The 24,841-nt window shown below is 55.5% G+C and carries 23 protein-coding genes; 12 read left to right on the forward strand and 11 right to left on the reverse strand.

Annotated features, from left to right (window positions below):
• The first annotated feature begins 241 nt into the window (after window positions 1–241).
• Together SVU69_02415 and SVU69_02420 are read left to right on the forward strand one after the other, a co-directional pair.
• Window positions 242–1,087 (forward strand): alpha/beta hydrolase, encoded by an 846-nt coding sequence (locus SVU69_02415; GenBank protein ID MDY6941852.1) that lies wholly within the window; start codon window positions 242–244, stop codon window positions 1,085–1,087.
• 58 nt (window positions 1,088–1,145) lie between these two features.
• Window positions 1,146–2,267, forward strand: coding sequence for an AI-2E family transporter (locus tag SVU69_02420; protein MDY6941853.1), 1,122 nt, complete (start codon window positions 1,146–1,148; stop codon window positions 2,265–2,267).
• A 12-nt stretch (window positions 2,268–2,279) separates the two neighbouring features.
• Here the strand turns inward: SVU69_02420 and mazG are convergent, their stop codons facing one another.
• Genes mazG through SVU69_02435 form a run of 3 tightly spaced genes read right to left on the reverse strand, consistent with a single transcriptional unit; the run spans window position 2,280 to window position 5,130 of the window.
• Window positions 2,280–3,098 carry a nucleoside triphosphate pyrophosphohydrolase gene (gene mazG, locus SVU69_02425; protein MDY6941854.1) on the reverse strand — a complete coding sequence of 273 codons (819 nt, stop codon included), beginning with the start codon at window positions 3,096–3,098 and terminating at the stop codon, window positions 2,280–2,282.
• The gene (locus tag SVU69_02430) at window positions 3,095–3,709 is read right to left on the reverse strand and encodes a CoA pyrophosphatase (GenBank protein MDY6941855.1); all 615 of its coding nucleotides are present in this window, start codon (window positions 3,707–3,709) and stop codon (window positions 3,095–3,097) included. Before SVU69_02430 ends, mazG begins: the two co-directional genes overlap by 4 nt.
• 5 nt (window positions 3,710–3,714) lie before the next feature.
• Entirely contained in the window at window positions 3,715–5,130 is a 1,416-nt protein-coding gene (locus SVU69_02435) for a class II fumarate hydratase (GenBank protein MDY6941856.1), read from the reverse strand.
• Between the two features lie 132 nt (window positions 5,131–5,262).
• On the opposite strand from SVU69_02435, the gene purB reads away from it, so the two are divergent.
• Entirely contained in the window at window positions 5,263–6,630 is a 1,368-nt protein-coding gene (purB, locus tag SVU69_02440) for an adenylosuccinate lyase (protein ID MDY6941857.1), read from the forward strand.
• A 33-nt stretch (window positions 6,631–6,663) separates the two neighbouring features.
• Complete coding sequence (locus SVU69_02445; protein MDY6941858.1) at window positions 6,664–7,164, forward strand: hypothetical protein; 501 nt, start codon at window positions 6,664–6,666, stop codon at window positions 7,162–7,164.
• Between the two features lie 67 nt (window positions 7,165–7,231).
• Here the strand turns inward: SVU69_02445 and metC are convergent, their stop codons facing one another.
• Window positions 7,232–8,398 carry a cystathionine beta-lyase gene (metC, locus tag SVU69_02450; protein ID MDY6941859.1) on the reverse strand — a complete coding sequence of 389 codons (1,167 nt, stop codon included), beginning with the start codon at window positions 8,396–8,398 and terminating at the stop codon, window positions 7,232–7,234.
• A gap of 91 nt (window positions 8,399–8,489) precedes the next feature.
• On the opposite strand from metC, the gene SVU69_02455 reads away from it, so the two are divergent.
• On the forward strand, window positions 8,490–9,056 hold the full coding sequence (locus tag SVU69_02455) for an alpha/beta hydrolase (GenBank protein ID MDY6941860.1): 567 nt from the start codon (window positions 8,490–8,492) through the stop codon (window positions 9,054–9,056).
• Here SVU69_02455 and SVU69_02460 read toward each other — a convergent pair.
• The 7 genes from SVU69_02460 to SVU69_02490 form a co-directional block, all read right to left on the reverse strand.
• Complete coding sequence (locus SVU69_02460) at window positions 9,001–9,885, reverse strand: alpha/beta hydrolase (protein ID MDY6941861.1); 885 nt, start codon at window positions 9,883–9,885, stop codon at window positions 9,001–9,003. The two genes, SVU69_02455 and SVU69_02460, sit on opposite strands and share 56 nt — an antisense overlap.
• A 42-nt stretch (window positions 9,886–9,927) precedes the next feature.
• The gene (locus SVU69_02465; GenBank protein MDY6941862.1) at window positions 9,928–10,680 is read right to left on the reverse strand and encodes an SDR family NAD(P)-dependent oxidoreductase; all 753 of its coding nucleotides are present in this window, start codon (window positions 10,678–10,680) and stop codon (window positions 9,928–9,930) included.
• A gap of 33 nt (window positions 10,681–10,713) precedes the next feature.
• On the reverse strand, window positions 10,714–11,508 hold the full coding sequence (locus tag SVU69_02470; protein MDY6941863.1) for an ABC transporter permease: 795 nt from the start codon (window positions 11,506–11,508) through the stop codon (window positions 10,714–10,716).
• Window positions 11,509–11,510: 2 nt separating this feature from the next.
• Window positions 11,511–12,461 (reverse strand): ABC transporter ATP-binding protein, encoded by a 951-nt coding sequence (locus SVU69_02475; protein MDY6941864.1) that lies wholly within the window; start codon window positions 12,459–12,461, stop codon window positions 11,511–11,513.
• A gap of 69 nt (window positions 12,462–12,530) precedes the next feature.
• Window positions 12,531–13,331: an XdhC family protein gene (locus tag SVU69_02480; protein ID MDY6941865.1), complete on the reverse strand. Its 801-nt coding sequence runs from the start codon at window positions 13,329–13,331 to the stop codon at window positions 12,531–12,533.
• A 240-nt stretch (window positions 13,332–13,571) separates the two neighbouring features.
• Window positions 13,572–14,201: a nucleotidyltransferase family protein gene (locus tag SVU69_02485; protein MDY6941866.1), complete on the reverse strand. Its 630-nt coding sequence runs from the start codon at window positions 14,199–14,201 to the stop codon at window positions 13,572–13,574.
• The gene (locus SVU69_02490) at window positions 14,198–14,980 is read right to left on the reverse strand and encodes a VacJ family lipoprotein (protein ID MDY6941867.1); all 783 of its coding nucleotides are present in this window, start codon (window positions 14,978–14,980) and stop codon (window positions 14,198–14,200) included. The genes SVU69_02485 and SVU69_02490 overlap by 4 nt, the downstream gene beginning before the upstream one ends.
• A gap of 148 nt (window positions 14,981–15,128) precedes the next feature.
• Here SVU69_02490 and SVU69_02495 point away from each other — a divergent pair, with 148 nt between their 5' ends.
• The 7 genes from SVU69_02495 to SVU69_02525 all read left to right on the forward strand — a co-directional run bounded on the left by SVU69_02495 (window position 15,129) and on the right by SVU69_02525 (window position 24,772).
• Window positions 15,129–15,617, forward strand: a complete 489-nt coding sequence (locus tag SVU69_02495; protein MDY6941868.1) for a DUF6231 family protein — start codon at window positions 15,129–15,131, stop codon at window positions 15,615–15,617.
• 184 nt (window positions 15,618–15,801) lie between these two features.
• A complete protein-coding gene (locus SVU69_02500; GenBank protein ID MDY6941869.1) occupies window positions 15,802–16,191 on the forward strand; it encodes an SCP2 sterol-binding domain-containing protein in 390 nt (129 codons plus the stop codon).
• 196 nt (window positions 16,192–16,387) lie between these two features.
• Window positions 16,388–20,086 (forward strand): methionine synthase, encoded by a 3,699-nt coding sequence (gene metH / locus SVU69_02505; GenBank protein MDY6941870.1) that lies wholly within the window; start codon window positions 16,388–16,390, stop codon window positions 20,084–20,086.
• 274 nt (window positions 20,087–20,360) lie between these two features.
• Entirely contained in the window at window positions 20,361–21,980 is a 1,620-nt protein-coding gene (locus tag SVU69_02510; GenBank protein ID MDY6941871.1) for a methyl-accepting chemotaxis protein, read from the forward strand.
• 98 nt (window positions 21,981–22,078) lie between these two features.
• A complete protein-coding gene (locus SVU69_02515; protein MDY6941872.1) occupies window positions 22,079–23,167 on the forward strand; it encodes a porin in 1,089 nt (362 codons plus the stop codon).
• A 12-nt stretch (window positions 23,168–23,179) separates the two neighbouring features.
• Entirely contained in the window at window positions 23,180–23,614 is a 435-nt protein-coding gene (locus SVU69_02520; GenBank protein MDY6941873.1) for a phosphate ABC transporter substrate-binding protein, read from the forward strand.
• Between the two features lie 63 nt (window positions 23,615–23,677).
• The gene (locus SVU69_02525) at window positions 23,678–24,772 is read left to right on the forward strand and encodes a hypothetical protein (protein MDY6941874.1); all 1,095 of its coding nucleotides are present in this window, start codon (window positions 23,678–23,680) and stop codon (window positions 24,770–24,772) included.
• Window positions 24,773–24,841 lie beyond the last annotated feature (69 nt).

The raw sequence follows: 24,841 nt of genomic DNA on the forward strand, positions 1-24,841 counted from the left end.
GATCCTCCCCGATACGGACTGGTTGTTCTCAGGGGGTTAAGAGACAATCCCCTGCTCGATCCACCGATACCCATGCAGTCAAGGGCTCTATTTTAAACGCAATGTGTCAATAATTCATCACAACCGATATCACAGTTGGCGATGGTTAAATGCCTGATGTGCGACCATGACGACGGTCCACGCCGGATCTCCCAACTCCACTTGCTGTATTGGTTAACGTTGTATCCGGAATGAGAACAACATGTTGACTTGCCAAGAATCGACGCTGAAGACAAACGACGGTAAAACCTTACTCACCCGCCACTGGCCCAGTGGCGGCCCAGCCCGGGCCCGGCTTCTCTTGGTACATGGGTTTGGAGAACACAGTGGGCGATATCCCACTTTGGTCGAACACTTGGTTCGAGCCCAAATCGACGTCCATGCGTTCGATCACCGAGGTCACGGTCGTTCAACCGGCCGCCGGGGCCACATCTCCGACTTTTCACAGTACCGAGACGACGTTGCGGCCATGCTGGATTCAATCGTGAACCGGTCACCCGCATTGCCGATTTTCTTAATGGGGCACAGTATGGGCGCGCTGATCGCGCTGGACTATCTCATGCACACCCCGAACCCGGCGCTTAAGGGGGCGATATTGAGCGGCACACCACTAGAACCCACGGGCGCTGCCGGTCCTGTGCTCATCGCTCTGTCACGGGTCATGTCGCGCTATCTGCCAGCGATGCGCGTGAAACTGGGCGTCCAACCTGAAGCGCTGTCGCGGGACAGCGCCGTGGTCGAGGCTTACCGAAATGATCCGCTGGTCCACGGCCTGGCCAGCGCGCGCTGGGGAACCGAAATGATGGACGCCATGCGGCGTGTCAACGCCTCACCGCAACGGCTAAACGTTCCGACGTTGTTTGTACATGGCGGCGCCGATACCGTCTCGCCGCCCAGTGCGGTTCACAAGTTCTACCAACGACTCGCTCTGAAGGATAAGATGCTCAGGGTATTTGACGGATGTTTGCACGAACCCCACAACGACCCTGCACGGACGGAGGAATTTCCCCAAATCGCCGCGTGGATCGAGGGACACTTGTCCAGCTGAAAGGTCGGGGGTCCCGACGCACGCCTCATCACCCATTTTTGAATTCGGATGACCGCGTATGAACGAGACTGAATCGACCGATAGTCTGGATCGCGAGCACTCGCTCGATCAGGTCAGGGCTTATTTGGGTCGCCTACCCTGGTGGGCTTGGGGTGCATCCATTCTCAGCCTGTTCGCTGTGGTTTATTTTCTGGGCCCCGTGCTCGATCCATTTGCGGCGGCCTTCATATTGGCCTACCTGTTTCGGCCCTTCGTAGAACGCATCGCCGGTTGGGGGGTACCTCGAAGTCTGGCGGTTTTCATCGTATTCGCTGCCGTCATTCTGGCCGTATCGGGTGCGGTGTTAATCTTGATCCCCCCTCTTCAGGAGCAAATCAGCCGCCTGATTGCCGTCGTACCCGCGATCTTCTCATGGATCCAAGATACCGCACTGCCCTGGATATCAAACGTTTTCAGCATTGATGTGTCGCGAGTGGACATTCAGAGTTTTGCCTCCGTAATTCAGCGCAATCTATCCGAAGCGGGGACCGCTGCCGGATTTGTGGCCCGCTACCTCACCAGCTCCGGATTAGCGTTGGTGGGCTTGGTCGCCAAACTCTCGTTGATTCCCATTGTGGCGTTCTATCTCATGCGGGACTGGAAACGGGTGTTGGAAAGCTTCAGCCGGTTGGTTCCGCGCCCGCTACTGGAACCGACCAAAGAATTCTTTCGAGAAACCGATGACATGCTGGCAGCATTCCTCCGAGGCCAACTGTCGGTGATGATCGCCCTGGGCTTGATCTACGGAGTGGGCTTGTGGGTCGCCGGTGTTGAGTTTGCATTGGTCATTGGTTTCTTCGCCGGATTGGTGAGTTTCGTGCCTTATCTGGGATTCGCCGTCGGTATCGGCGCGGCGTTGATCTCAGCCTTGTTTACGGGAGCCGAACCCTTGACCTATCTCTATATCGTCATCGTGTTCGGCATCGGCCAAATACTGGAAGGCTCTGTGATCACACCTAACTTGGTCGGTGACCGTATCGGCTTACACCCGGTTGTTGTGATCTTCGCCGTACTGGCGGGGGCGCAGTTGTTCGGCTTTGCCGGCGTGATGTTGGCATTGCCGGTCAGCGCGGTGTTGGCGGTATTTTTTCGCCATTTGGGCGACATTTATATGCGCAGCGAGCTCTATGAAAACCCATGAGATAACGGACAGCTATGGCTCACCGGCCTTGACCCGGGCCCAATAATCTTCCATCGCTTCGCGCTGATCTTGTCCAGGCTCCAAGCCATCAACTTTCATCAGCCGATCCATTTCCAGAAACCGGCGTTCGAACTTGCGGTTTGCCCGCCGCAGCGCGGTTTCGGCGTCCACACCCAGGTGACGAGCCAAACTGGCGATAGAAAACAACAGATCGCCCAACTCCTCTTCCGCACGATCGAGGTCAATCGGGTCAGTCAACTCGTCACGCAACTCGCCGAGCTCTTCATGAACCTTATCCAACACACCATCGATTCCATCCCAATCGAACCCCAGACGCGCCGCTCGCCGACCGAGTTTGGCGGCGCGCGTTAAAGACGGGAAATTCGCAGGTACGCTACCGAGCACGTTATCGGACACATCTGCGCGATTTTGCCGTCCCGAACGCTCCTGTGCCTTGATCTCGTCCCATAGACGCGCCTGATGCGCCTGATCTTCCAGTTTGAGATCGCTGAAGACGTGGGGATGCCTTCGAATCAGTTTGTCGCGCAGTTCGCGAACAACAGCCGCAAAATCGAAGGCGCTGCTCTCCTCGCCGATTCGCGCATAAAACACCACCTGAAACAAAAGGTCACCCAACTCGCCGGGGAGCGCTTGGTAGTCTTGGCGTTCGATGGCATCGGCCACCTCATAGGCTTCTTCCAAGGTGTGGGGTACCAACGAGTGCCAATCCTGCTCGCGATCCCACGGACACCCGCCTTGTGGATCGCGAAGGCGAGCCATAATCTCCAATAGCTCCGAGATCTCCCCAGCCGACGTTGGATTAGAACTCAAAAAAACACCTTCTGATAAAGGTTGATAATCATGGCCGCCGTTGCGCCCCAAATATTGCGGCCTTGGTAAGGAATGGAGTAATAGGCCACCTCTTGACCCCGGAAGTTGCCCGTGCGCCGGAGGTGATTTTTCGGGTCCATCACGAAGGAGAGCGGGACATCAAAAACATCGGCTACCTCCCGCTCGTCGGGAAGCAATTGGTAGGGTGAACGGACCAAGCCGACCACCGGGGTAACCCAAAATCCGCTCACCGTCAGATGAGGATCCAGATAGCCGATAACCTCGACCTGTTCCGGCGGTATACCGATTTCCTCATGTGTTTCACGCAGCGCGGTGGCCGTGATATCGACATCGTGTGATTCAACTCCGCCCCCCGGAAAACTGATCTGGCCGCCGTGATTGCGCAACTGATTCGTCCGCTGAGTTAACAATACGGACATGCCCTCCTGCTCATCCACAATCGGGACAAGCACGGCAGCCGGCCGCAACTCTGCGGGCGGGACGGGCAGGAAATCAATGGGTATGTTGAGTGCTCCGGGATACGAAGCCAGCTCATCCGGATCCAACAAGGGACGCGTGTCGCGCAAGCGACCGCTAATCAAATCAATCATGCGGGCTATTCGCGGTCCGATGATTCGGCATCGGTGCCGGGAATTCCTCCCTGAGTCAGTTTTTCGGGGTCGAGCAGCTCACGCAACCTCGCCTCGCTAAGATCGGTCATTTCCCGTGCGACGTCCAATAGGGGGCGTTCCTCACGATAAGCGATCTTAGCGATCCGCGCGCCAAGATCGTATCCGATGACCATATTCAGTGCGGTCACCAACACCGGATTGCGGGCGACCTGATCGGCCAAGTGTTCACGGTTTACCGTCAGACCCGCTATGGCCTTATCGGCCAACACATTTGCGGCATGACTCAAAAGCATGCCGCTCTGAAGTACATTGTGAGCGACCAGTGGCCACATGACGTTGAGCTGAAAATTGCCGGACTGAGTCGCCACGGTCACGGTCGCATCGTTGCCGATCACCTGGGCGCCGACCTGGGCGACGGCCTCGGGAATCACCGGATTCACTTTACCGGGCATGATGCTGCTGCCCGGCTGAAGTGCCGGTAAGCTGATTTCGCCCAACCCTGCCAATGGACCGCTGTTCATCCACCTCAAATCATTGGAGATTTTAATGAGGGCGGCACCTAAGGTTTTCAAGTGCCCGGAAAAAGCGCTCAGTGCATCGATGCTGCTCTGGGCCTCAAACGGGTCCGGGGCTGACTGAAAATCGATCCCGGTGCGGGCGTTGAGCGCCCGCAAAAAATGGGCTCGGAAATTCGGGTGCGCGTTGATTCCCGTTCCCACGGCCGTTCCACCCTGGGCCAAACCCTTGAGCTCTGACAGACTTGTTTGCAACCGTGCTTTGGCGTGGCCGACCTGGCTGGCCCAGGCGCCCATCTCCTGTGACATTCGGATGGGCATCGCATCCATCAGGTGCGTACGGCCGGTCTTGACGACATCATCCACCGCGGCTGCCTGCTCACGTATGACCGTTTCCAGATAATCCAGGCTTGGTAGCAAGAACCGCTGCGTCTGCAATACGGCGCTGAGGTGAACCGCCGTGGGGATCACATCGTTACTGCTCTGCCCCATGTTCACTTCATCATTGGGATGAACCGGAGCGGCAAGATGCTCCGATGCCAATTGAGCAATGACTTCATTGGCGTTCATGTTACTGCTGGTACCCGAGCCGGTCTGGAACACATCCACCGGAAAGTGTTCGTCCACGGCGCCTGAAGCAACCATTTCTGCCGCCTGCACAATGGCAATCACTCGCTCGGCCGGAATCAGCTCCAGCGCGCCGTTGGCTTCGGCGGCACTGGCTTTAATCAACCCCAACGCCTCGATGAACGCGCGTGGCATCCGTAAACCACTGATCGGAAAGTTTTCCACGGCCCGCTGTGTTTGTATGCCCCAGAGCGCTTCGGCCGGCACTTTCAGCTCACCCAAGCTGTCCCGTTCAGTACGATATTCGCCGTCCACCATAGCGCTCAAAGTCTCCGCGTGATGATCCCAACTTGATACGACCCACACTCAAGGCGACAGATTGCAGTATCATGTGCGACCGAATTATTTCCAACTGAATTAGATTACCGCGTTTAGAGAACAGGAGAATCCATGGAGCTGTCTTCGCTTACGGCCATCTCACCCATCGACGGTCGGTATGCCGACAAGACGTTCCAGTTAAGGGACATTTTCAGCGAGTTCGGTCTCATTCGATATCGCGTCATTGTCGAAGTTCGTTGGCTACAAACGCTGGCATCGGAACCGACCATCCAGGAAGTTCCGGCCTTGAGCAAACAAGCCAACGACCGCCTGGAAAACGTCATTAAGCGATTTGGTTTTGAACACGCCCAGCGGGTTAAAACCATTGAGGCGACAACCAACCATGACGTGAAAGCGGTCGAGTATTTCCTGAAGGAACAAATCGCCGGCGATCCCGAACTCGAGGCCATTAGTGAGTTCATTCATTTCGCCTGCACGTCCGAGGACGTCAACAACCTCTGTTACGCCTTGATGTGCGAAGAAGCCCGTAAACAAGCCATTGTTCCCATCCTCGATGACGTCTATGAAGCCTTGCGCACGCTGGCTCATCGCTACGCAGATCTTCCCATGCTCTCCCGCACCCACGGTCAACCCGCCTCACCGACAACCTTGGGTAAGGAAATGGCGAACTACGTCTATCGTTTGCAGCGCCAGCGCGATCAGTTCAACCGGATTGAAATTCTGGGCAAGCTCAATGGTGCGGTGGGCAATTTCAACGCCCATTTGGCCGCTTACCCGGAAGTCGACTGGCCCGATTTAAGCCAACGTTTCGTCCGCGAACTGGGCGTTGCCTACAATCCCTACACCACCCAGATCGAACCCCACGATTATTTGGCCGAGTATTTCGGCGCCATCGCGCGAATCAACACCATTTTGTTGGATTTCGCACGTGATGTCTGGGGCTACATCAGCGTGGGTTACTTCCGCCAGAAACCGGTAGAAAATGAAGTGGGGTCATCGACCATGCCTCACAAGGTCAATCCCATCGACTTTGAAAACGCCGAAGGTAACATTGGTGTCGCCAATGCCTTGTTCGAGCATCTTTCGTCCAAGCTGCCGATCTCACGCTGGCAGCGGGATCTTAGCGATTCGACGGTGCTGCGAAATCTGGGAGTCGGCGTGGCGCATAGTCTGATCGCCTACCAGTCTTTGCTCCGCGGCATCGACAAACTGGAAGCCGATCCGAGGGTACTGGAACGGGACCTGAACGACAATTGGGAAGTACTCGCCGAACCCATTCAAACGGTGATGCGGCGATACGGCATCGAGAAGCCATACGAAAAGTTGAAAAAGCTGACCCGCGGCCAGCGGGTCACGCAGGAATCCCTTCGGTCTTTCATCGCCGAGTTGGAAATTCCTCAAGATGTCAAAACGCGTTTACTTGAATTGACCCCGCACGGGTATGTCGGAAACGCGGCTGAACAGGCGCGCGATATTTGATTCGAAATTAGTTGAACGCCGACAGAGGTCCTGATGGTCGAATCCAGCGATCACCGAGCAGAACCGCGACAACTCAAGGACTGGGATGAGGTTCGCCAGAGCTATTGTCATCTCGTCGGTTTGGCAAAACGGGAGCTACGCATTTTCAGCCCAGCGCTGGAACCAGGGGTTTTCGAGCAGCGGGCGTTTATGGAAGCTGTGCGAACCTTTCTCATCACGGCCCATGCACGCCGAATCCACCTGTTGGTACTCGACGGCGCCACCGCGTTGCGGAAAAGCCCCCGTTTGGTGGAATTGCTTCGCAGTTTCCCCAGTCAGGTCGAGATCCGTCGGCTGGGACCGCACATACAAAGCGACGGCGCCAGTTATTTGCTCGCGGACGAAGACCGTATGGTGCTCAGAAGCGACCCCAAGCATTATGCCGGTATCGTGGTCGATTCCGATTTAGGGAAAGTGCGGCCTAAACGGCAGGAATTCGTCGATTATTGGGCGCAATCCGACCCGGACCCCAACCTTAGACGATTGCAGCTCTAGATCTCAGCAGACCGCGTCATCCACCCTTCTAGATTGAAAATATCATGCGATGTCTCAGCCGACCGCTTCACATCGCGTCGTCGAGACGCGCGAACCCCGCCGCCAAATCGGCCTTCAAATCATCGATATCTTCCAATCCGGCGTGAATTCGCAAGCAAACACCATCGCTCTGCCAGGATGTTGCCGAGCGCATCTTTTCGGGTTCCACCGGCAGAATCAGACTTTCGTAGCCTCCCCAGCTGAACCCCATCCCGAAAAGCGCCAGGCCATCCACCATCGCTGCGAGCGCTTGCTTCGAAACCGGCTCAAGAACAACACCGAATAAGCCGGATGCTCCCCGAAAGTCCCGCTTCCAGAATTCGTGGCCAGGGTGATCAGGCAAAGCCGGATGCAGAACACGCTTAACCTGCGGCATCAATGAAAGCCAAGTGGCCAGCTCCCATGCCGTCGCTTGATGGCGCGCCAGACGCACCGACAAGGTACGAAGACCGCGCAACGCCAACGCGCATTCTTCCGACCCCGGACAATTGCCCAGCGCCACCGCAGAACGTTTTACGGCATTGAAGGTTTCTTGGGTGGTATTGATGATTCCGAGCATCGCATCGGCGTGCCCGACAAGATATTTGGTGGCGGCATGAATCGAGACATCCACACCGTGTTCCAGGGCATCGAAATACAAAGGCGTGGCCCAGGTATTGTCCATCAAGACCCGGATACCGCGAGAACGGGCGGCCTGCGCAAGCAAAGGCACATCCGATACCTCAAAGGTCAAAGAACCGGGTGACTCCAAGAACACCAACCGGGTATTAGAATGCATTAATTCAGTGATACCCGCACCGATCAAGGGATCGAAGTAGGTCGTCTCGACACCGAAACGCTTGAGCTGGCTATCACAGAATTTACGGGTTGGCCCATAGACGTTGTCAGACACCAGGATATGATCGCCGGCGCTGACAAACGCCAGCAGCGCCACCGCTATTGCTGCCAAACCGGAAGAGGTCGCAACGGCCCGATGGGCGCCCTCCAGCGCTGCAACAGCCTCTTCTAAGGCGACCGTCGTCGGTGTACCGTATCGGCCGTAGTAGGTTTGATCAAACGGATGGCGGGAGGCCGACTCCAGGGCTTCCAAGGTGGGAAACAATACCGTCGAGGCGCGATAGACCGGTGGATTGACCACCCCGTTCTGAGCCGAAGGGTCGCGGCCTGCGTGCACCAATAGTGTGTCTTTTTTCATCATCCATCCCAACGCTGGATGCAGCCCGGGCTAATCGGCCATTCAATTGCGACTGTGGATGAGCCCACCCCCACAACGAGAGGAAAACAGCATGATCGATGCCAACCTGGTGTACTTTGCCCACGGAAAGGAAAGCGGCCCGTGGGGTACCAAAATCACCCGTTTGGCAGCGGTGGCCCGCCGATCCGGTTATCGTGTTGCCAGCCCCGACTACTCCCATACCCACGACCCGAAAACCCGGGTCGCACAACTCCTCGATATCCATCCGAAAACCAACGGCGCTCTAGTGCTGGTGGGCTCCAGTATGGGCGGCTATGTAAGTGCCGCTGCAAGCCATCGATTGAAACCCGACGGTTTGTTCTTAATGGCGCCGGCCTTGTATTTTCAAGGGTTTGAGCTGCCCGCGCCAGCGAGCGCGCGCTTGATGGCCGTTGTCCACGGCTGGCAGGACGAAATCGTGCCTGTCGATGCCGGTATCCGCTTTGCGCGCGAACACAGCGCGAGCTTACATGTTTTGAAAAGCGGCCACACCCTCACCGACCAGCTGCCGATCCTGGAATATCTGTTTGCGGATTTTCTGGCCCAGGTCTCGACGCGGGTGCTTAGCGAACGGTCTCGTGAAAATGGCGAGCCAAAAAATCCAATATCGCCTGCGTGAACGTATCGTTGTTGTCGCCGGCGACCATATGGCCGGCATTGGCGACATCGACAAACTCTGCATGGGGCACCAAGTCCAGGAACTCCTTCACGCCCTGCTCCCCGACCACGTCGCTTTGTTTACCGCGTACCAACAGCGTGGGGACACGAATGGCTTTGGCGGCGGCGAACAAGCCCATGTAGTCCTTCAGGGCATTGGGGTCCCGCGGCTGCAACAGGCGAGGATCCCAATGCCAGTAATAACGACCGTCCTCCCGTTGGCGAAGATTCTTCTTCAAGCCCGACAGATCCGAAGGTCGAGAGCGCTGCTGGCGATATTCCGCAATGGCGTCGGCCGCCTCTTCCAAACTCCCGAAGCCATTCGGATGCGACTGCATGAACGTGACAATGCGCTTGACGCCCGAGCCCTCCATTCGCGGAACGACATCCACGAGCACCAGTGAACGAGCCATTTCGGGATTCATGCGGCCGAGCGCATACAACGCCGTCATTCCGCCCATGGACGCACCCACCAGAACCGGTGGTCGACCCAACTCATCAACGATGGCAGCCACATCCGCGGCCAACACGCCGAGTCCGTAATGCCCATCCGGTGACCACTCGCTGTCACCATGACCGCGCAGATCGAGGTTAACCGCGTACCAGTTGTTTTCGCCCAAACGCCTGGCGGTATCCCCCCAGGCATGACGCGTTTGTCCCCCGCCGTGGAGCAAGATAACTGGAACGTCGGTGGATCGACCCCATCCGTCAGCCCGCAAATGCACCCCGTCGGGGGCGACATAAGTCAAGGTAACGGGTGTCGTTTCTTGCGCTTTTGGCTTATTTCCCATAACTGTGTACTACGTCCTTGTAGCGCGGAAGTAAGATAGCTGCTAAGCATCGAAGGTACGCCAGCGATGTTCCGCTTCACCGATATCCCATTCCGATTCTGAAAACTCGCGATCGGTCGTATCCAACAACAACCACGCGAGAAAACGCGCCGCATCCTGCGGGCGAACCAACATTTCATTCTCTTTTAATTGCAGGAAACGCTCAAGCTTTGGAAATCGATCAGGCGGCGTTTGCCGAATCAACGCTTGCATGGGCGTATCGACCACGCCGGGACGCGCGCTACCGATCGCGATCTGTTTGTATTTCAGCTCCTCACGGTAGACCTGATACACCATATGGAGCGCCGCCTTGGACGTACAGTAGGGCCCCCATCCGGCATAGGGGTGATGAGCGGCTCCCGACGAGATGTGTAGTATGCGACCACCCACTAGGTGCGGTAGGAGTATCTGCGTCAGAAAGAGCGGGCCTTCCACGTTGATCGCCATGTGCTGGCGCCAAGCCTCCAGCGTCATTTTAGCCAACGGTTCGACCGGTTCGAGCACGGCGGCGTTGTGGACGAGGTAGCCGATCGGTTGCTCACCACAGGCCTCGGCGACCGCTTCCCGACCGCGTGCTTCCGCCACGTCGGCAATAACCGTCTTGATGGTCTGCGGGAATTTCTCTTGCGTCGCCGCAAGCGGTTTCTCTCGACGGCCTACGATGAGGATATCCATCCCACAGCCGGCAAGTTGCCAAGCCAAAGCTTGACCAATACCCGTACCGCCTCCGGTAATGAGCGCAAGTTTCCGTTTCATGGCGACCCTCCTAAATACCGGTTTCAGATCGCGTCAGGTGCGTATTCCCACGCCCCGGTTGAGCAAATATAGCGCCCAGGACGTCAAGGCAATAATGAACCCAATGACGATGCCGTAGGCGGTGGTCAGTTGGATATCCGAAACGCCGAGGAACCCGAAGCGAAACGCGTTGACCATGTAGAGGATCGGGTTGATCTGAGAGACCGCCTGCCAAAACGGCGACAACATGCTGATTGAATAGAACACGCCACCCAAGTATGTCAGTGGCGTGAGGATAAACGTGGGCACAATCGAGATGTCATCGAACTTGCTGGCGAACACCGCGTTGATCAACCCGCCCAAGGAGAACAACGTCGCCGTCATCACAACCACCGAAACGGTGATCAGCGGGTGAGCGATATCCAAATCGATGAACAGCATGGATACCACGGTCACCACCAGACCCACCATGAGTCCCCGCACAACACCGCCGCCGACGTATCCCAGCAGAATCACCATCGACGGCACCGGTGCAACCAGCATCTCTTCAATGTTGCGTTGAAACTTGGCGCTGAAGAACGAGGACACCACGTTGGCATAGGAATTGGTGATTACAGACATCATGATGATACCGGGCACGATGTAATCGATGTAATCAAAGCCATCGATGATCCCCACGCGCGGACCGATCAGGTTGCCAAAGATGACAAAATAAAGGCTCATCGTAATCGCTGGCGGCACCAGAGTTTGTACCCAGATCCGCATAAATCGTCGGACTTCTTTGGTTAGAATTGACCGAAAGGCCACCCAATAGCGACGAGCACGTGGAATCCGAGCGGCGTACCCCATACTCATACGCTCGCTCCGACGAGGGGTGATCGCTCGGTTCGCCCTTCCGACGAAACCAGATCCATAAACAATTGTTCGAGACGATTCGCCTTGTTGCGCATGGAAACGACTTCCAGTCCGTGACGGCTGAGCCACGCAAACAAGCCATTCAAACCTTGCTCGCGGTGAATCACCACTTCCAGTGTGGTCTCATCAAGTAGCTCCACAGTCACAGGTGGCTGGGCGGGCAGTCCGGTGACGGGCTGGTTGAGATAAAGCACAAAGGTTTCCGAATCCAACCGGGAGAGCAACGCCTTCATGGACGTGTTTTCGACAATCTCTCCGTGATCGATGATGGCAATGTTCCGGCAAAGGCTCTCCGCCTCCTCCAAATAGTGGGTGGTGAGAATGATGGTCATGCCCTCGGCGTTCAACTCTCGCATGAATGCCCACATAGATCTTCGAATTTCGATATCAACACCCGCCGTCGGTTCATCGAGGATCACGACGTTCGGCTCGTGGACCAGGGCGCGTGCAATCATCAATCGACGTTTCATGCCGCCAGATAAAAACCGCACCGAATTGTCCCGTTTATCCCACAAATTCAGCTCTTTAAGGTAACGCTCGGCACTGACCAAAGCGCGCCCTCGATCGACCCCGTAGTAGCCCGCCTGATTGATCAGCGTGTCGAGCACGGTCTCGAAACCATTGCAATTGAACTCCTGGGGCACCACACCCAAGTGCGCCTTGGCCGCTTCCAGGGATGTATCGATGCTATGGCCACAGATTTCCACTTTCCCAGACGACTTATTCACCAGCGAGCTGATAATCCCGATCAGTGTCGATTTTCCGGCCCCGTTAGGACCGAGCAAGGCAAAAAAATCGCCTTCCGCGACCTCGAGCGTGACATCTCGCAACGCGCGAAGACCATTGGCATACGTTTTGTTGATATTCTGGACAGATAAAGCGCTCATAGTCTCATCTAGAATGATTGCGAAGATTGGCAGCGTATCAGGCTTGGTGAATTAATCGACGGATGATAGCTAGTGGATTCGCTCCCGCATCAGCTGTCCGGAGCCGCCCCGCCGCACCATCGTGAACTCGGCCAGCACCGACAAGGCGATTTCTTCCGCCGTGTGACCACCCAGATCGACACCGGCGGGTGCCCTGATGCGCGCCAGATCGGCCGACGAAAAACCCGCCTCTCGAAGATAATCGAGAATCAGGCGGGCGCGTTTCACGCTGGCAATCAAAGCGACGTATTCAACCGGCGTCTTTAACACCTGACGCAGCGCCAGGTGGTCGCCTTTGTGCTGGCTCGCCACAATCACGGCGTCCCCTTTCAGCGGAACGAGCCGCTCGAAACCGGGATCGTCGTTAATCATCTGACATCGGCTGGGTAAGCGCTCCGAGGTCACGTTCAGATCGTGCACGATGGCACCGAGCCCCAGCATGACCGCCAAGCTGGCGACCGACTCCGCCATCCGGCCGTGGCCCAAAATCCAGACCGTCGGTATCGGTAACTGCGGTTCAATAAAAACGTCCATTTGACCTCCGCATGGCATGCCGATCCCAAGGACTTCATCCGTCATGTCAATGTGTAATACATGCGTCTGTCCGTTTTTGAGGCAGTCGCGGGCAGCCTCTCGAACAGCGGCTTCCGCACAACCACCGCCGACCCAGCCGGTGAGAACCCTCCCATGGGCATCGATGATGGCTTTGGAACCTGCTTTGGCGGCGCTTGAACCCACCGTTCGGATAACCGTTGCCACGGCATACGGTACGCGACGCTGCCGCAGTCTCAGTTGCGACTCGATCACATCGTCAAATTCCGGTGCAGTCATCAAAAACGCGCATCTTCCGGCACAGTTAAAACAAACGCATCCAACATACCGCGGCCTAGCACTTGGCATGACCGGTACAACGAAACCGATCGGGCCAGCGACGAAGGGAACAGATTGTCTCACATCGAACCTGAGCGGTGTTTATGGCAGAGCGGTTCAGGATTATGAGATCTGTCACCCTCAGGCGACTCGGTGCCGAATCATTCGAGGCGCTTGCCCCCGTCAGAGGCGGCAGCCCGTCTAAGCCGCGCCGATTCGCTCCGCATCCGCGGGCGTATCAATATCGACGATCACCGAAGGATTGACTGAGTTCACCCGAACAATCGCGTGATGATTTGCCGCCAGGTAGCGTTTCGGATTCAGCAACGGCCCGGCTTGCCGCATGGCCAAAAAATGGCGACGCGAAAAGAACCGGGGGTGCCCTTCCCTATCATGATAGAAAGGAATCAAAATGCCCTGCTCGCTCCCTGAGCGGAATGCGGAAAACAATTCGCACACCTCGTCACAGGTAATGAGCGGTTGATCCGCCAAGCCGATTACGACCCCGCCCCAATGATCCCCGATCGCGGCCAAACCTGCCTGCAACGAGCTGAGATGACCTTGCCGGTAATCAGGATTGAACACTTCATAAGCGCCCGACTGAGATATCAACGGCGCCAGCCGATCACGCTCAAAACCCGTTACGACCCAAACACCACCGAACCCGACGTGGGTATAGGCATTCAACGCGTGGGTGATGAGCGGTTGACCACGCCACTGCATCAGCAGCTTGTTCGTTGCACCCATTCGCTCGGAGCGACCAGCCGCCAACAAAACGGCCGCCACGTCGTGACGATCAAGCGATGGAACTTTCGCGGGCGAACCGTTCATTGCTCCCAGGGCGGGGTGATCCCCGTATCCGGATCCAGCAACTCGTCGTCCTCTATGGTTCCATCGCTGACCAGAACCCGACGCCGCTGGAGATAGGCATCCCGCGTAAAGGCGTAGGGATCGTAGACCACTTCCAAGATTCGATCGGCCGGCAACAGTGACGCCCGAACGCTCACCGCATCGACCGCCAGCAGAACGACGGTCGTTTCTGTGGTCGACGGCAGTAGCGAGATCGGGTCCACCTGCCAATCCACCAATATGCCGAATCCGTCTCTGACGGTACTGCTACCCAGCAAAGGCAGCACCAAATACCATCCTGGACCCATGCCCCAGTACCCCAACGTTTGGCCGAAATCTTCCCGGTTTCGCCCCAGGCCCATCAGGGTGGCGACGTCAATGACGCCTAAGATACCCACGGTAGTATTGATGGCAAATCGTCCCACATCCGATGCCGCCGATACGGGTTTTCCCTGCGCGAGATTGTTGACTGCTACAACCGGCTCACCGAGGTTGTCGAAAAAGTTAGAGATGCCGATTTTGACAGGCTCAGGCGCGATCTGATCGTATGCCTTAGCGACTGGCCGCAACACCCATTGATCCGCTTCTTCGTTAAAACGATAGGTTGCTCTATTAAGCGGCTCGAGAGGATCGGGATTGGGCACATCCGTCGGCGAACTTGCGCAGGCCCCCAGAAAGAAAATGCAAAGCCACAGTGCGCCAATCCTGAACCCACAACCCACCGTTGCCAGGGGACTTGATGCACCATTCCATGACGCCACGTCTATTTTTTTCATTTGCTTATTGAGTGTTTTGAAAACTGGTTAAAGGAGTATTCGGGCACAGTGCCATAGCTGAGATGGCAATTCTATGCGAGCCGGAACACAATGAGCACTTTGAGAACCACATCAGGGATGTTGGGACAAGCCGATGGAGAGTTTACAGTCCCTGTTAGAGAGCTATCTGGCAGACCGGCCACATCAACACGCGCTAGCCGTCGGTGCACTTGCATGCCAACTCGTCGGCCAGAGCCCCCAACTACAAGACAGTACAACCTGGCAGAAAATCGCGCGGTTCTCTGATCTCACAGAACTTGAGCCCGACCTTCGGTACGACGCTGCGATCGTTTCAGACATATTTGAGCAACTCCCGCATGAGAGCGTTCGCGCCCTCATCGCACGATTGCGCGATGTGCAAACCGCAGCCCTCATGCTCGTCGTCAACGCCGAGCATGCTGAGCGATACTGGAGCGAGCAGGAATTTTTGAGTCTTGGGCTGGCAAACCGCGGCCTATATCGCTTCCAGGACAAGACATATCGCGTATATACCTTCGATATCAACAGCTACAAACAAACGCCCGACTGGCTGAATCCCAACAACTGGGCTCATCCCGAACGGTGGGAAAAACATCGGTGGTAGCGTTCGATGAGTAGTGGCTCTCGATGTTCAAAGAACCCGGCTCCTTCGCCCGTCATCACGGCCGATCGAGAGGCTTGAAGTTTTGATCCGCCTTGTCTAGGCTATCCTCCATCCAGGATAATACTGGATCTCAAAACGAACCCAAATATTAGGGAAAATTCAGCAATACTAAGGAGAGACTGGAATGGCTGATCGTCCAGCACCGCCAAAGGATATCTCGCCGCAGGACTTCTTCGAGAAGTTCATTCCTGAGCAGATTGCCGCTATTCCTGAAGAACAGAAGCAGGAAGCTCGTGACCGCGCCGGTGATTTTTCAACCGTGATCGGTTTCAACATCACCGACACCGATTGCCAATATTCTTTCCACATCAATCAGGGTGACATCGAAGTCAAACCCGGCATCGACGAAGCCGAAATGACTTTGGTCACCGATGAGGAAACCTGGCGCGAAATGATGATCGAACGCACGGGCAACCCGCAGCAGTTGTTCATGTCCGGTCGCATTCAGATCGAAGGCGATATGTCTATCGCCATGCAGCTGCAGAACATCATGCCCGAAGGGATGTTGATGTAATTCAGCTCACGGTCTCGCGACCGACGAAAGGCCTTGTGGGTTCAACCCACAAGGCCTTTTTCATGGGCGATTTCGCCTGCAAACCCCATCCGATTTGCCAAACCGATGCCAAGATAACGTGACCTATCAGTCCGACTCGGCGATAATTACCAGTTGATTCCGATAAACCCCACAACCACCAGTTAGCACACGCTCCATGCCGAAAACCCGCACCGACCAACTAATACACGCTGCCGATTCCCGCATCCTCGTACTCGATGGTGCAATGGGGACCATGATTCAGAACCATCGATTGGACGAGGCCGGTTATCGGGGAGAGCGTTTTTCGGACTGGCCGCAGGATGTTCGGGGGAATAACGATCTGCTGTCGTTGACCCAACCGGAGGTAATCCGGGAAATTCATCGGAGTTACCTGGCTGCCGGCGCGGATATTCTCGAGACCAACACATTTAATTCGACGCGAATTTCCATGGCCGATTACGGCATGGAGGCGCTGACCTACGAGCTGAACCTCGAGGGAGCGCGGTTGGCCCGCCAAGCGGCGGACGAGTTCACCGCCAAAACACCAGATAAGCCCCGTTTTGTCGCGGGCGTGTTAGGTCCAACCAATCGTACGGCCTCCATCTCACCGGACGTGAACGACCCTGGGTTTCGCAACATCACCTTCGACCAGCTCGTTGAGGCTTACGACGAAGCGCTGCGTGGCCTGGTCGACGGGGGTAGCGACATTCTCCTGGTTGAGACGGTGTTCGACACGCTGAACTGCAAAGCAGCGTTATTCGCAATCGAAAGCTACTTCGCTTCGCAGAACCAATACTTACCCACGATGATCTCCGGGACGATCACCGACGCGTCCGGCCGCACCCTATCGGGGCAAGTGACCGAAGCATTCTATAATTCAATAGCTTATATCAGACCGTTCAGTATCGGACTGAACTGCGCCCTCGGTGCAAAAGAGCTTCGGCCACATATTCAAGAACTGTCCAAAGTTGCACAGTGCCGGGTGAGCGTCCATCCCAACGCCGGCTTGCCCAACGAATTCGGAGAATACGACGACACACCCGAGAATATGGCCGCGGAGATCGGTGAATGGGCAGACCGCGGTTATTTCAACATCGTCGGTGGGTGTTGCGGAACCACGCCAGCACACATTGAAGCCATTGCTCGGCGTGTGGCTGATAACCCACCGCGTGCCATACCCCAGCACAAACCGGCACTGCGTCTTTCCGGACTGGAGCCTCTGAACGTCACTGACGAGAGTCTGTTTGTAAACATCGGGGAAAGGACCAATGTCACCGGCTCCGCCCGATTCGCCCGTTTGATCAAGGAAGATGACTACGACACCGCTTTGGACGTCGCCCGGCAACAGGTCGATAACGGGGCCCAAATCATCGATATCAACATGGATGAGGGCATGCTCGATGCAGAAGCCGCGATGGTTCGCTTCCTCAACCTGGTGGCATCCGAACCCGACATCTCACGGGTTCCGGTTATGGTCGACTCGTCCAAGTGGCAAGTCATCGAAGCGGGACTCAAGTGCATTCAGGGACGGGCCATCGTCAATTCCATTAGCTTGAAAGAAGGCGAAGAGGCGTTTCTCACTCAGGCACGCCTCGCCCGGCGTTACGGCGCTGCCGTGGTGGTGATGGCGTTTGATGAGCAAGGGCAAGCAGCGACATTGGAACGCAAATTCGAAATATGCGCACGCAGCTACCGGTTACTGATCGATCACGCCGATTTCGCGCCCCAAGACATCATTTTCGACCCGAACATCTTCGCCATCGCGACGGGCATCGACGAACACAACGACTATGCCGTTGCTTTCATCGAAGCGACCCGTCGAATTAAAAAGGAACTTCCCTACGCCAAAGTGAGCGGTGGCTTATCCAACGTTTCGTTTTCATTTCGCGGCAACAATGCGATGCGGGAGGCGATACATGCCGTCTTCCTGTACCACGCGATCAAAGCGGGTATGGACATGGCGATTGTCAATGCCGGCAGCCTCGCGGTCTATGAAGAAATCCCCGTTGACCTGAAGGAACGGGTCGAAGACGCCGTACTGAATCGGCGGCCCGACGCAACGGAGCGGCTACTCGAGATCGCCGATAGCATCAAGGGACAAGCTAGCCAATCCGCAACTCAGGATCTGGCTTGGCGCGACTGGCCGGTAGGCAAGCGCTTGAGCCATGCCCTGGTCAAAGGCGTCACAGACTATATCGAGGAGGACACGGAGGAAGCTCGGCTATCCTTCGAGCATCCATTGCAAGTTATCGAAGGTCCCCTGATGGACGGCATGAACATCGTCGGCGACTTGTTCGGCGACGGCAAAATGTTTTTGCCCCAAGTCGTAAAAAGTGCGCGGGTGATGAAAAAGGCCGTGGCCTACTTGATTCCTTTCATCGAAGCGGCGAAGTCCGAGGAAGAAAGGAAACAGCGTTCTGCCGGCAAGATACTCATGGCGACCGTTAAGGGCGATGTCCACGACATCGGAAAAAACATCGTCGGGGTGGTCTTGCAGTGCAACAACTTCGAAGTGATCGACCTGGGCGTGATGGTCCCGGCACAAGAGATTTTGTCGGTGGCACAGAAAGAGCAAGTCGATGTCATCGGACTTTCCGGATTGATCACGCCATCACTGGATGAAATGGTCTACGTCGCATCGGAAATTCATCGACTTGGGTTCACAGTGCCGCTGCTGATTGGTGGTGCTACCACGTCGCGAGTTCACACCGCCGTCAAAATCGCACCCGAGTACAATGGATCCGTTGTGTATGTCAAAGATGCCTCCCGCGCCGTCGGCGTGGCATCCAGTCTGTTGAGCAAAACCTTAAGCGGAGAGTTTCGTCGCCAAATTCAGGACGAATACGATGCGGTTCGGGAACGCCATAAGAATCGCAAGAAACGAACGCCGCTATTACCACTTGAACAAGCCAGAGAAAACCGGGTCCCCATCGATTGGAGTACTCACCAAACTATCGTCCCGCGGCTTAAGGGCGTTCACGTCATCAAGGAATACCCTCTGAAGGACCTGGTTCCGTATATCGACTGGACACCATTTTTTAAAACCTGGGAGCTGGCGGGAAGCTACCCGAAAATTCTCGGCGACCCGATCGTCGGTGAACAGGCTCGCCAGCTGTATGAAGATGCCAAACGGATGTTGGATCAACTGGTGGCTGAGAAATGGTTGGAAGCCAACGCGGTGATCGGAATCTTTCCCGCGAATACCGTCAACTGCGATGATATCGAGTTATATGTTGACGACAATCGTGACGGTGTCTTGACCACCTTGCATCACCTCAGACAACAACAAGTCAAACCGGAAGGTCGACCGAACCACTGTTTATCCGACTTCATCGCACCCAAGGAATCGGGGATACCAGACCATATCGGCGCTTTTGTGGTGACAGTCGGGCTAGGCTGCGACGATATCGCCGCTCGTTACGAACAAGATCATGATGACTATAGCGCCATCATGGTCAAGGCGTTAGCAGACCGACTGGCCGAAGCCTTCGCCGAGCGCATGCATGAACTTATCCGAAAGGAATTCTGGGGTTACGCTACGGATGAGCATTTGGACAACAAAGCGTTAATAGACGAAAAATATGTCGGCATCAGACCGGCTCCCGGCTATCCAGCTTGCCCCGATCACACCGAGAAATCTCTGCTTTGGGATCTGCTCGACGCCGAAGCGAATACCGGTGTGCACTTGACGGAGAGCTTTGCCATGTGGCCACCCGCGTCCGTCAGCGGCTGGTATTTCAGCCACCCGCAATCACGGTACTTCGGCCTGGGTTCAATCGGCCGGGATCAAGTTGCCGACTATGCCCGACGGAAAGACATGACAATCGAGGCGGTCGAACGTTGGCTGGCGCCCAATTTGGGCTACGACAACTGATCCGATTGTTTCGAGATACTTATCGCAGATCTCAACGACACCCTCCGTTAAGCCCACCTGTTTAAGCTTAGGGCGTACCCTTGCCTAATCGCCCGTTGGCACGGGGACCTCGACTCATGCGTTGCCCCGCGAGAATTATTTTATCCCATTAAAGCCCCCTATCCCATGGCCGATACAAGGCCAGAGCATACCCGTTGTATCGGGTCGTTCACTTAACAAACCATGTTTAATCGGCGCCTCGTCGAAGCAGTCACGGCAGTGGGAGAATCCAGCAATGCAATGGGTGATGAATCTGTCTATCCGCCACAAATTCCTGGCCATCGCTCTTGTTGGACTCATGGGGTTCGTCGGATATTTCGCCTACAACGTCAGCGTGAGCCGAAGCAACGATGGGCGCTTAAACGAAATCCAAAATGTGCTCTACCCCGTTCTGGATCGAGCCAATGCCAATCGTCCTCGACTTGAGAAAATCTCCGAGATCCTGAATTCGGCTGTTACCGCCGGTGATACCGACCTGCTATCCACAGCGGATCAAGTGAAAGCGCAGATGGATACATCCCTGACTGAACTCGTCGCGCTGCTTCCGTCGGAAAAAGCACGCATCGAAGCCATTCAGAGCCATCTGGCAACCTATTATGATAGTGCTCGAGAACTGTCCGAAGTTATGATTCGTGGCAACGTCGACCCCAATACATTGGGACAACGGGCCCAAGCCATGACCATGGCGCTGGATCAGGTCACCGCGGATCTCAACGAGTTTGCTCAGGATCGCTATCAGCGTTTTAGCGACACCATCGCCGCCACTAACCAAGCCACCAGTCGGGCTTTGATCATCGGGATAGGCATCGGTCTTGTCACCATGATCATTATGATCATCACCGCAATGGCCATCGCTTCGAAAACCTCCGCCAACATCGAATCCGTATTGGCATCACTTCGAGAAATGGCCAATGGCGAAGGCGATCTGACCAAAAGACTGGAAACCAACGTAAAAGACGAAATCGGTGACCTCGTCCACGAATTCAATGCGTTTGTTCGAAACCTTCAACAAATTGTTGGACAAATCGCCGCGGCCTCGACACAGATTGCGGCTTCCGCCGAACGAACCGCCGGTAGCACACAAGAATCTCAGGAAGGCATGGCAAGACAAAAGGTCGAATCGGAGCATTTGGTCACTGCCATCGATGAAATGTCCGCAACGGTTGCCGACGTAGCACGCAACGCAGCAGCAGCCGCAGAATCCGCGCGCGAAGCGGACCACGAAGCGCACAAAGGCAAAGAAGTCGTCGATGGCACGGTAATGACCATCAACACCCTCGCATCGGAAGTCGAACGCGCCGCTGAAGCAATGCAAACGCTCCATGCCGACACCGAAGAAGTCGGTACGGTCATGGATGTGATCCGGGGTATCGCTGAGCAAACCAACCTACTGGCCCTGAATGCCGCTATCGAAGCTGCCCGGGCGGGAGAACATGGACGCGGCTTTGCAGTCGTCGCCGATGAGGTGCGTACGCTCGCATCACGCACCCAGGAATCGACCGTCAAAATCGAAAAAACCATTGAACAATTGCGCGGTGGGGCCAACTCGGTCGGCGATGTATTGCTCCATAGCCGCGATGCGGCGAAACGTAGTGTTGAAAATGCGGCGAAAGCCGGAAAATCCCTCGAGGCAATCACCACAATGGCGGCCACCATCAGTGACATGAATCGACAGATCGCTACGGCCACGGAGGAACAAAGTGCTGTGGCCAACGAAATTCAACTGAACGTAAATCAGATTCGCGACATTGCCGAACAATCGAATAGCAGTGCCGAGCAAATCGCTTTTTCCAATAAGGAACTCGCGGATCTAGCCATCGGATTACAGAGCTTGGTCGGCAAGTTCAAAATCTAAACTCCGTTCTGTATCCAATCTACTAAACTAAAAATCGTCCAGAGCGTTTAGTTTCGCTTCTTGCATATCCCCAAACAATTAGGCTAAGAGGAAAAGGAATGAGAAACATCCTGGTCAAGGCCGGCGCAACAGCAATGGTAGGCATGTTACCCGCAATGAGCTTTGCCGCTTCGGTCAACATCAATGGTTTCGGAACGGCCGCGGCTGCCTGGGCAGACTCCGAAGTGCCCTATTCGGGTCTAATCGACGACAAAATCAGCTTCGAAGAAGATACCCGTATCGGGCTTCAGTTTTCCGCTGAGATCACCCCGGAACTCACATTTACTACGCAGCTGCTCGCCCGCGGAGACAGAGAAACGTACGACGTCAAAGCGGACTGGGCCTACGTATCTTACAAATTCAACGATAGCGTGTCGGTCAGGGCGGGCCGCGTCAAACTACCGATCCTCCTTGTTTCAGATTACGTGGAAGTCGGTTACGCCTACCCGTGGATTCGACCCCCGGAAGAAATTTACGAGATTGTCCCCTTTAGAGCGATATCCGGTGTCGATCTTCCCATCAACTTCCGCTTGGGGCCGTTAGATGGCTTGGTCCAGCTATTTGGCGGCAGTTACGAAGAAGAAATCTTTTACCGCGGTTTAGACTTGTCAACCAATTCGCGTTTGCTCGGTGCAAACCTGTCCTTGGGCAATGAATCATTCAAGATACGAGCCGGTTACCTTGAGAGCGAACTCGATATCAGCATTGACCCGTTCGCCGCCATCTTCCTACCGCCGGGCGTGGACCCCAGCATAGAAAACGGTGATAGCCGCCTTTACAGCATCGGCTTGAAGCTGGATATAGCCAACATCATCGCGCATGCCGAATATGTGGACAGCGAGGTGGATGGCAACGTCGCGGACGTCACCGCATGGTATGCCACCGTGGGCTACCGAATCGGAAGTTTCACGCCCCATGTGACCGTCGCCAGCGCGGAAAGTGAAGAAGTCGTGCCCCTTTCAGCTGATCAAGACTCCATAGCCGTCGGCCTACGCTATGAGCTGAACAGTTTCTCTGCGTTGAAAGTTGAATGGAAGCAAGTTGAGCCGACGGGCGGCACCGCTGGACTTTTTGAGCCCGAACCGGGTGAATCGTTGTCTGATGACAAGATCGATGTGGTGAGCGTCGGTTTAGATTTCGTTTTCTGAGGACCAGATCAAATGCGAAGTAATAATATTTTGAATCAAGGGCTTCTGGTTGCCGCTATGCTGTCGTTATGCGGATTCGCACATGCGGAGTTGGCGATCGTGGTTCACCCTGACAATTCCATCCAAAGCATCAGCGTCGATGATGTTAAACGCATTTTTGAGGGGAAATCTTCCAGTTTTCCAACCGGCCAAACCGCTGAGCCGATCAATCAAGCAGAAGGTAGTTCGAATCGGGCCGAATTCCTCGACAAAGTGCTCAATAAAAACGAAAGCCAACTCAAGGCCTATTGGTCTCAGCGCATTTTCACCGGAAAAGGCAGCCCGCCCAACACCGTGGCCGACGATGCTGCGGTTAAGGCGTGGATCACCGGGAATCCGTCGGGATTGGGATACATCAGCGCGGCTGCAGTCGATGACAGCGTGAAAGTTGTAACCCGTATACCGTGAGACATTTCGGTCTCAACTCTTCGGTCATAGCGGCGAGATGACATGATTATAGGGAGATGAACCATGTCGAAACAACGACGAATGTTATGGAGAGCATTCGGTTTTTGTGGTGTGTGCTTACCGCTCAGCGCCTTCGCGATTGACGTAGAGATCCATGGGTTCGGAACGGCAGGAGCGGCGTGGGCTGATTCCGAAGTCACCTACCTCGGGTTTATCGACGATAAAGTCAGTTTCGAAAAGGATACGCGAATCGGACTTCAATTCGCCGCCGGAATCACACCGGAACTGACCTTCAACGCCCAACTCATCGCCCGCGGAGAGTTGGACACCTACGATGTAAAGGCCGACTGGGGATTCATTTCCTACCAGATCAATGACAATTGGTCGGTTCGGGCGGGTCGACTCAAACTGCCCACGTACATGGAATCGGAAGTCTTTTACGTGGGCTACGCCTATCCCTGGGTTCGACCGGTCGAAGAAGTCTATGACATCGTACCCGTTACCGCCTTGACGGGCGTAGCGATTCCCTTCGAAACGACAATCGGCGGCTTGGACCTAGGGCTACAACTGCTGTACGGAGGCTTCGAAGAAAACCGAAGCATCTCGGGCCTAGAGGTTCGAACCGAGGTCCGGAATACCTGGGTACTCACGGCGAACGTCGGCGGTGAGAACTGGCAACTTCACGGCACTTACATCGACACCGAGTTAACGACCGATGCCAATCTGGATCCCATTACGGCCCTGCTGATTCCCGCGGGGGCAGATCCTACAGCGCTCAATGAACCAGCAACGATTTGGTCCGTAGGATTCAAGTTCGACTGGCTCAACATCGTGGGTCAGGCCGAATATGTCGATTTCGACTCTAATGAAGGCCCTCTCGGTCGGGATACGGGTTGGTATACCACGCTCGGCTATCGGATTGGTCAATTCCTGCCCCATGTAACCTATGCCGAAGCGGAAGCTGACGACGTCGGTTTTTACTCGGAGGATCAGCGATCCTGGGCCGCGGGAGTACGCTGGAACGTCAACGCCGCTTCCGCGTTGAAGTTCGAATGGAAACAAGCCGAGCCCTTGAACGGTACCAGCGGTTTGTTCGATGACTTCCCGGAAAAGGACAAGGTCGACATCGTGAGTCTGGCATTCGATTTCGTGTTTTAGAAAACACTCGCTTAATCCAACTAAAAAGGCGGCATGGATCGCTCCATGCCGCCTTATCTATCTCATCCA

Source organism: Pseudomonadota bacterium, from assembly GCA_034189865.1.
Taxonomy (GTDB): domain Bacteria; phylum Pseudomonadota; class Gammaproteobacteria; order UBA5335; family UBA5335; genus JAXHTV01.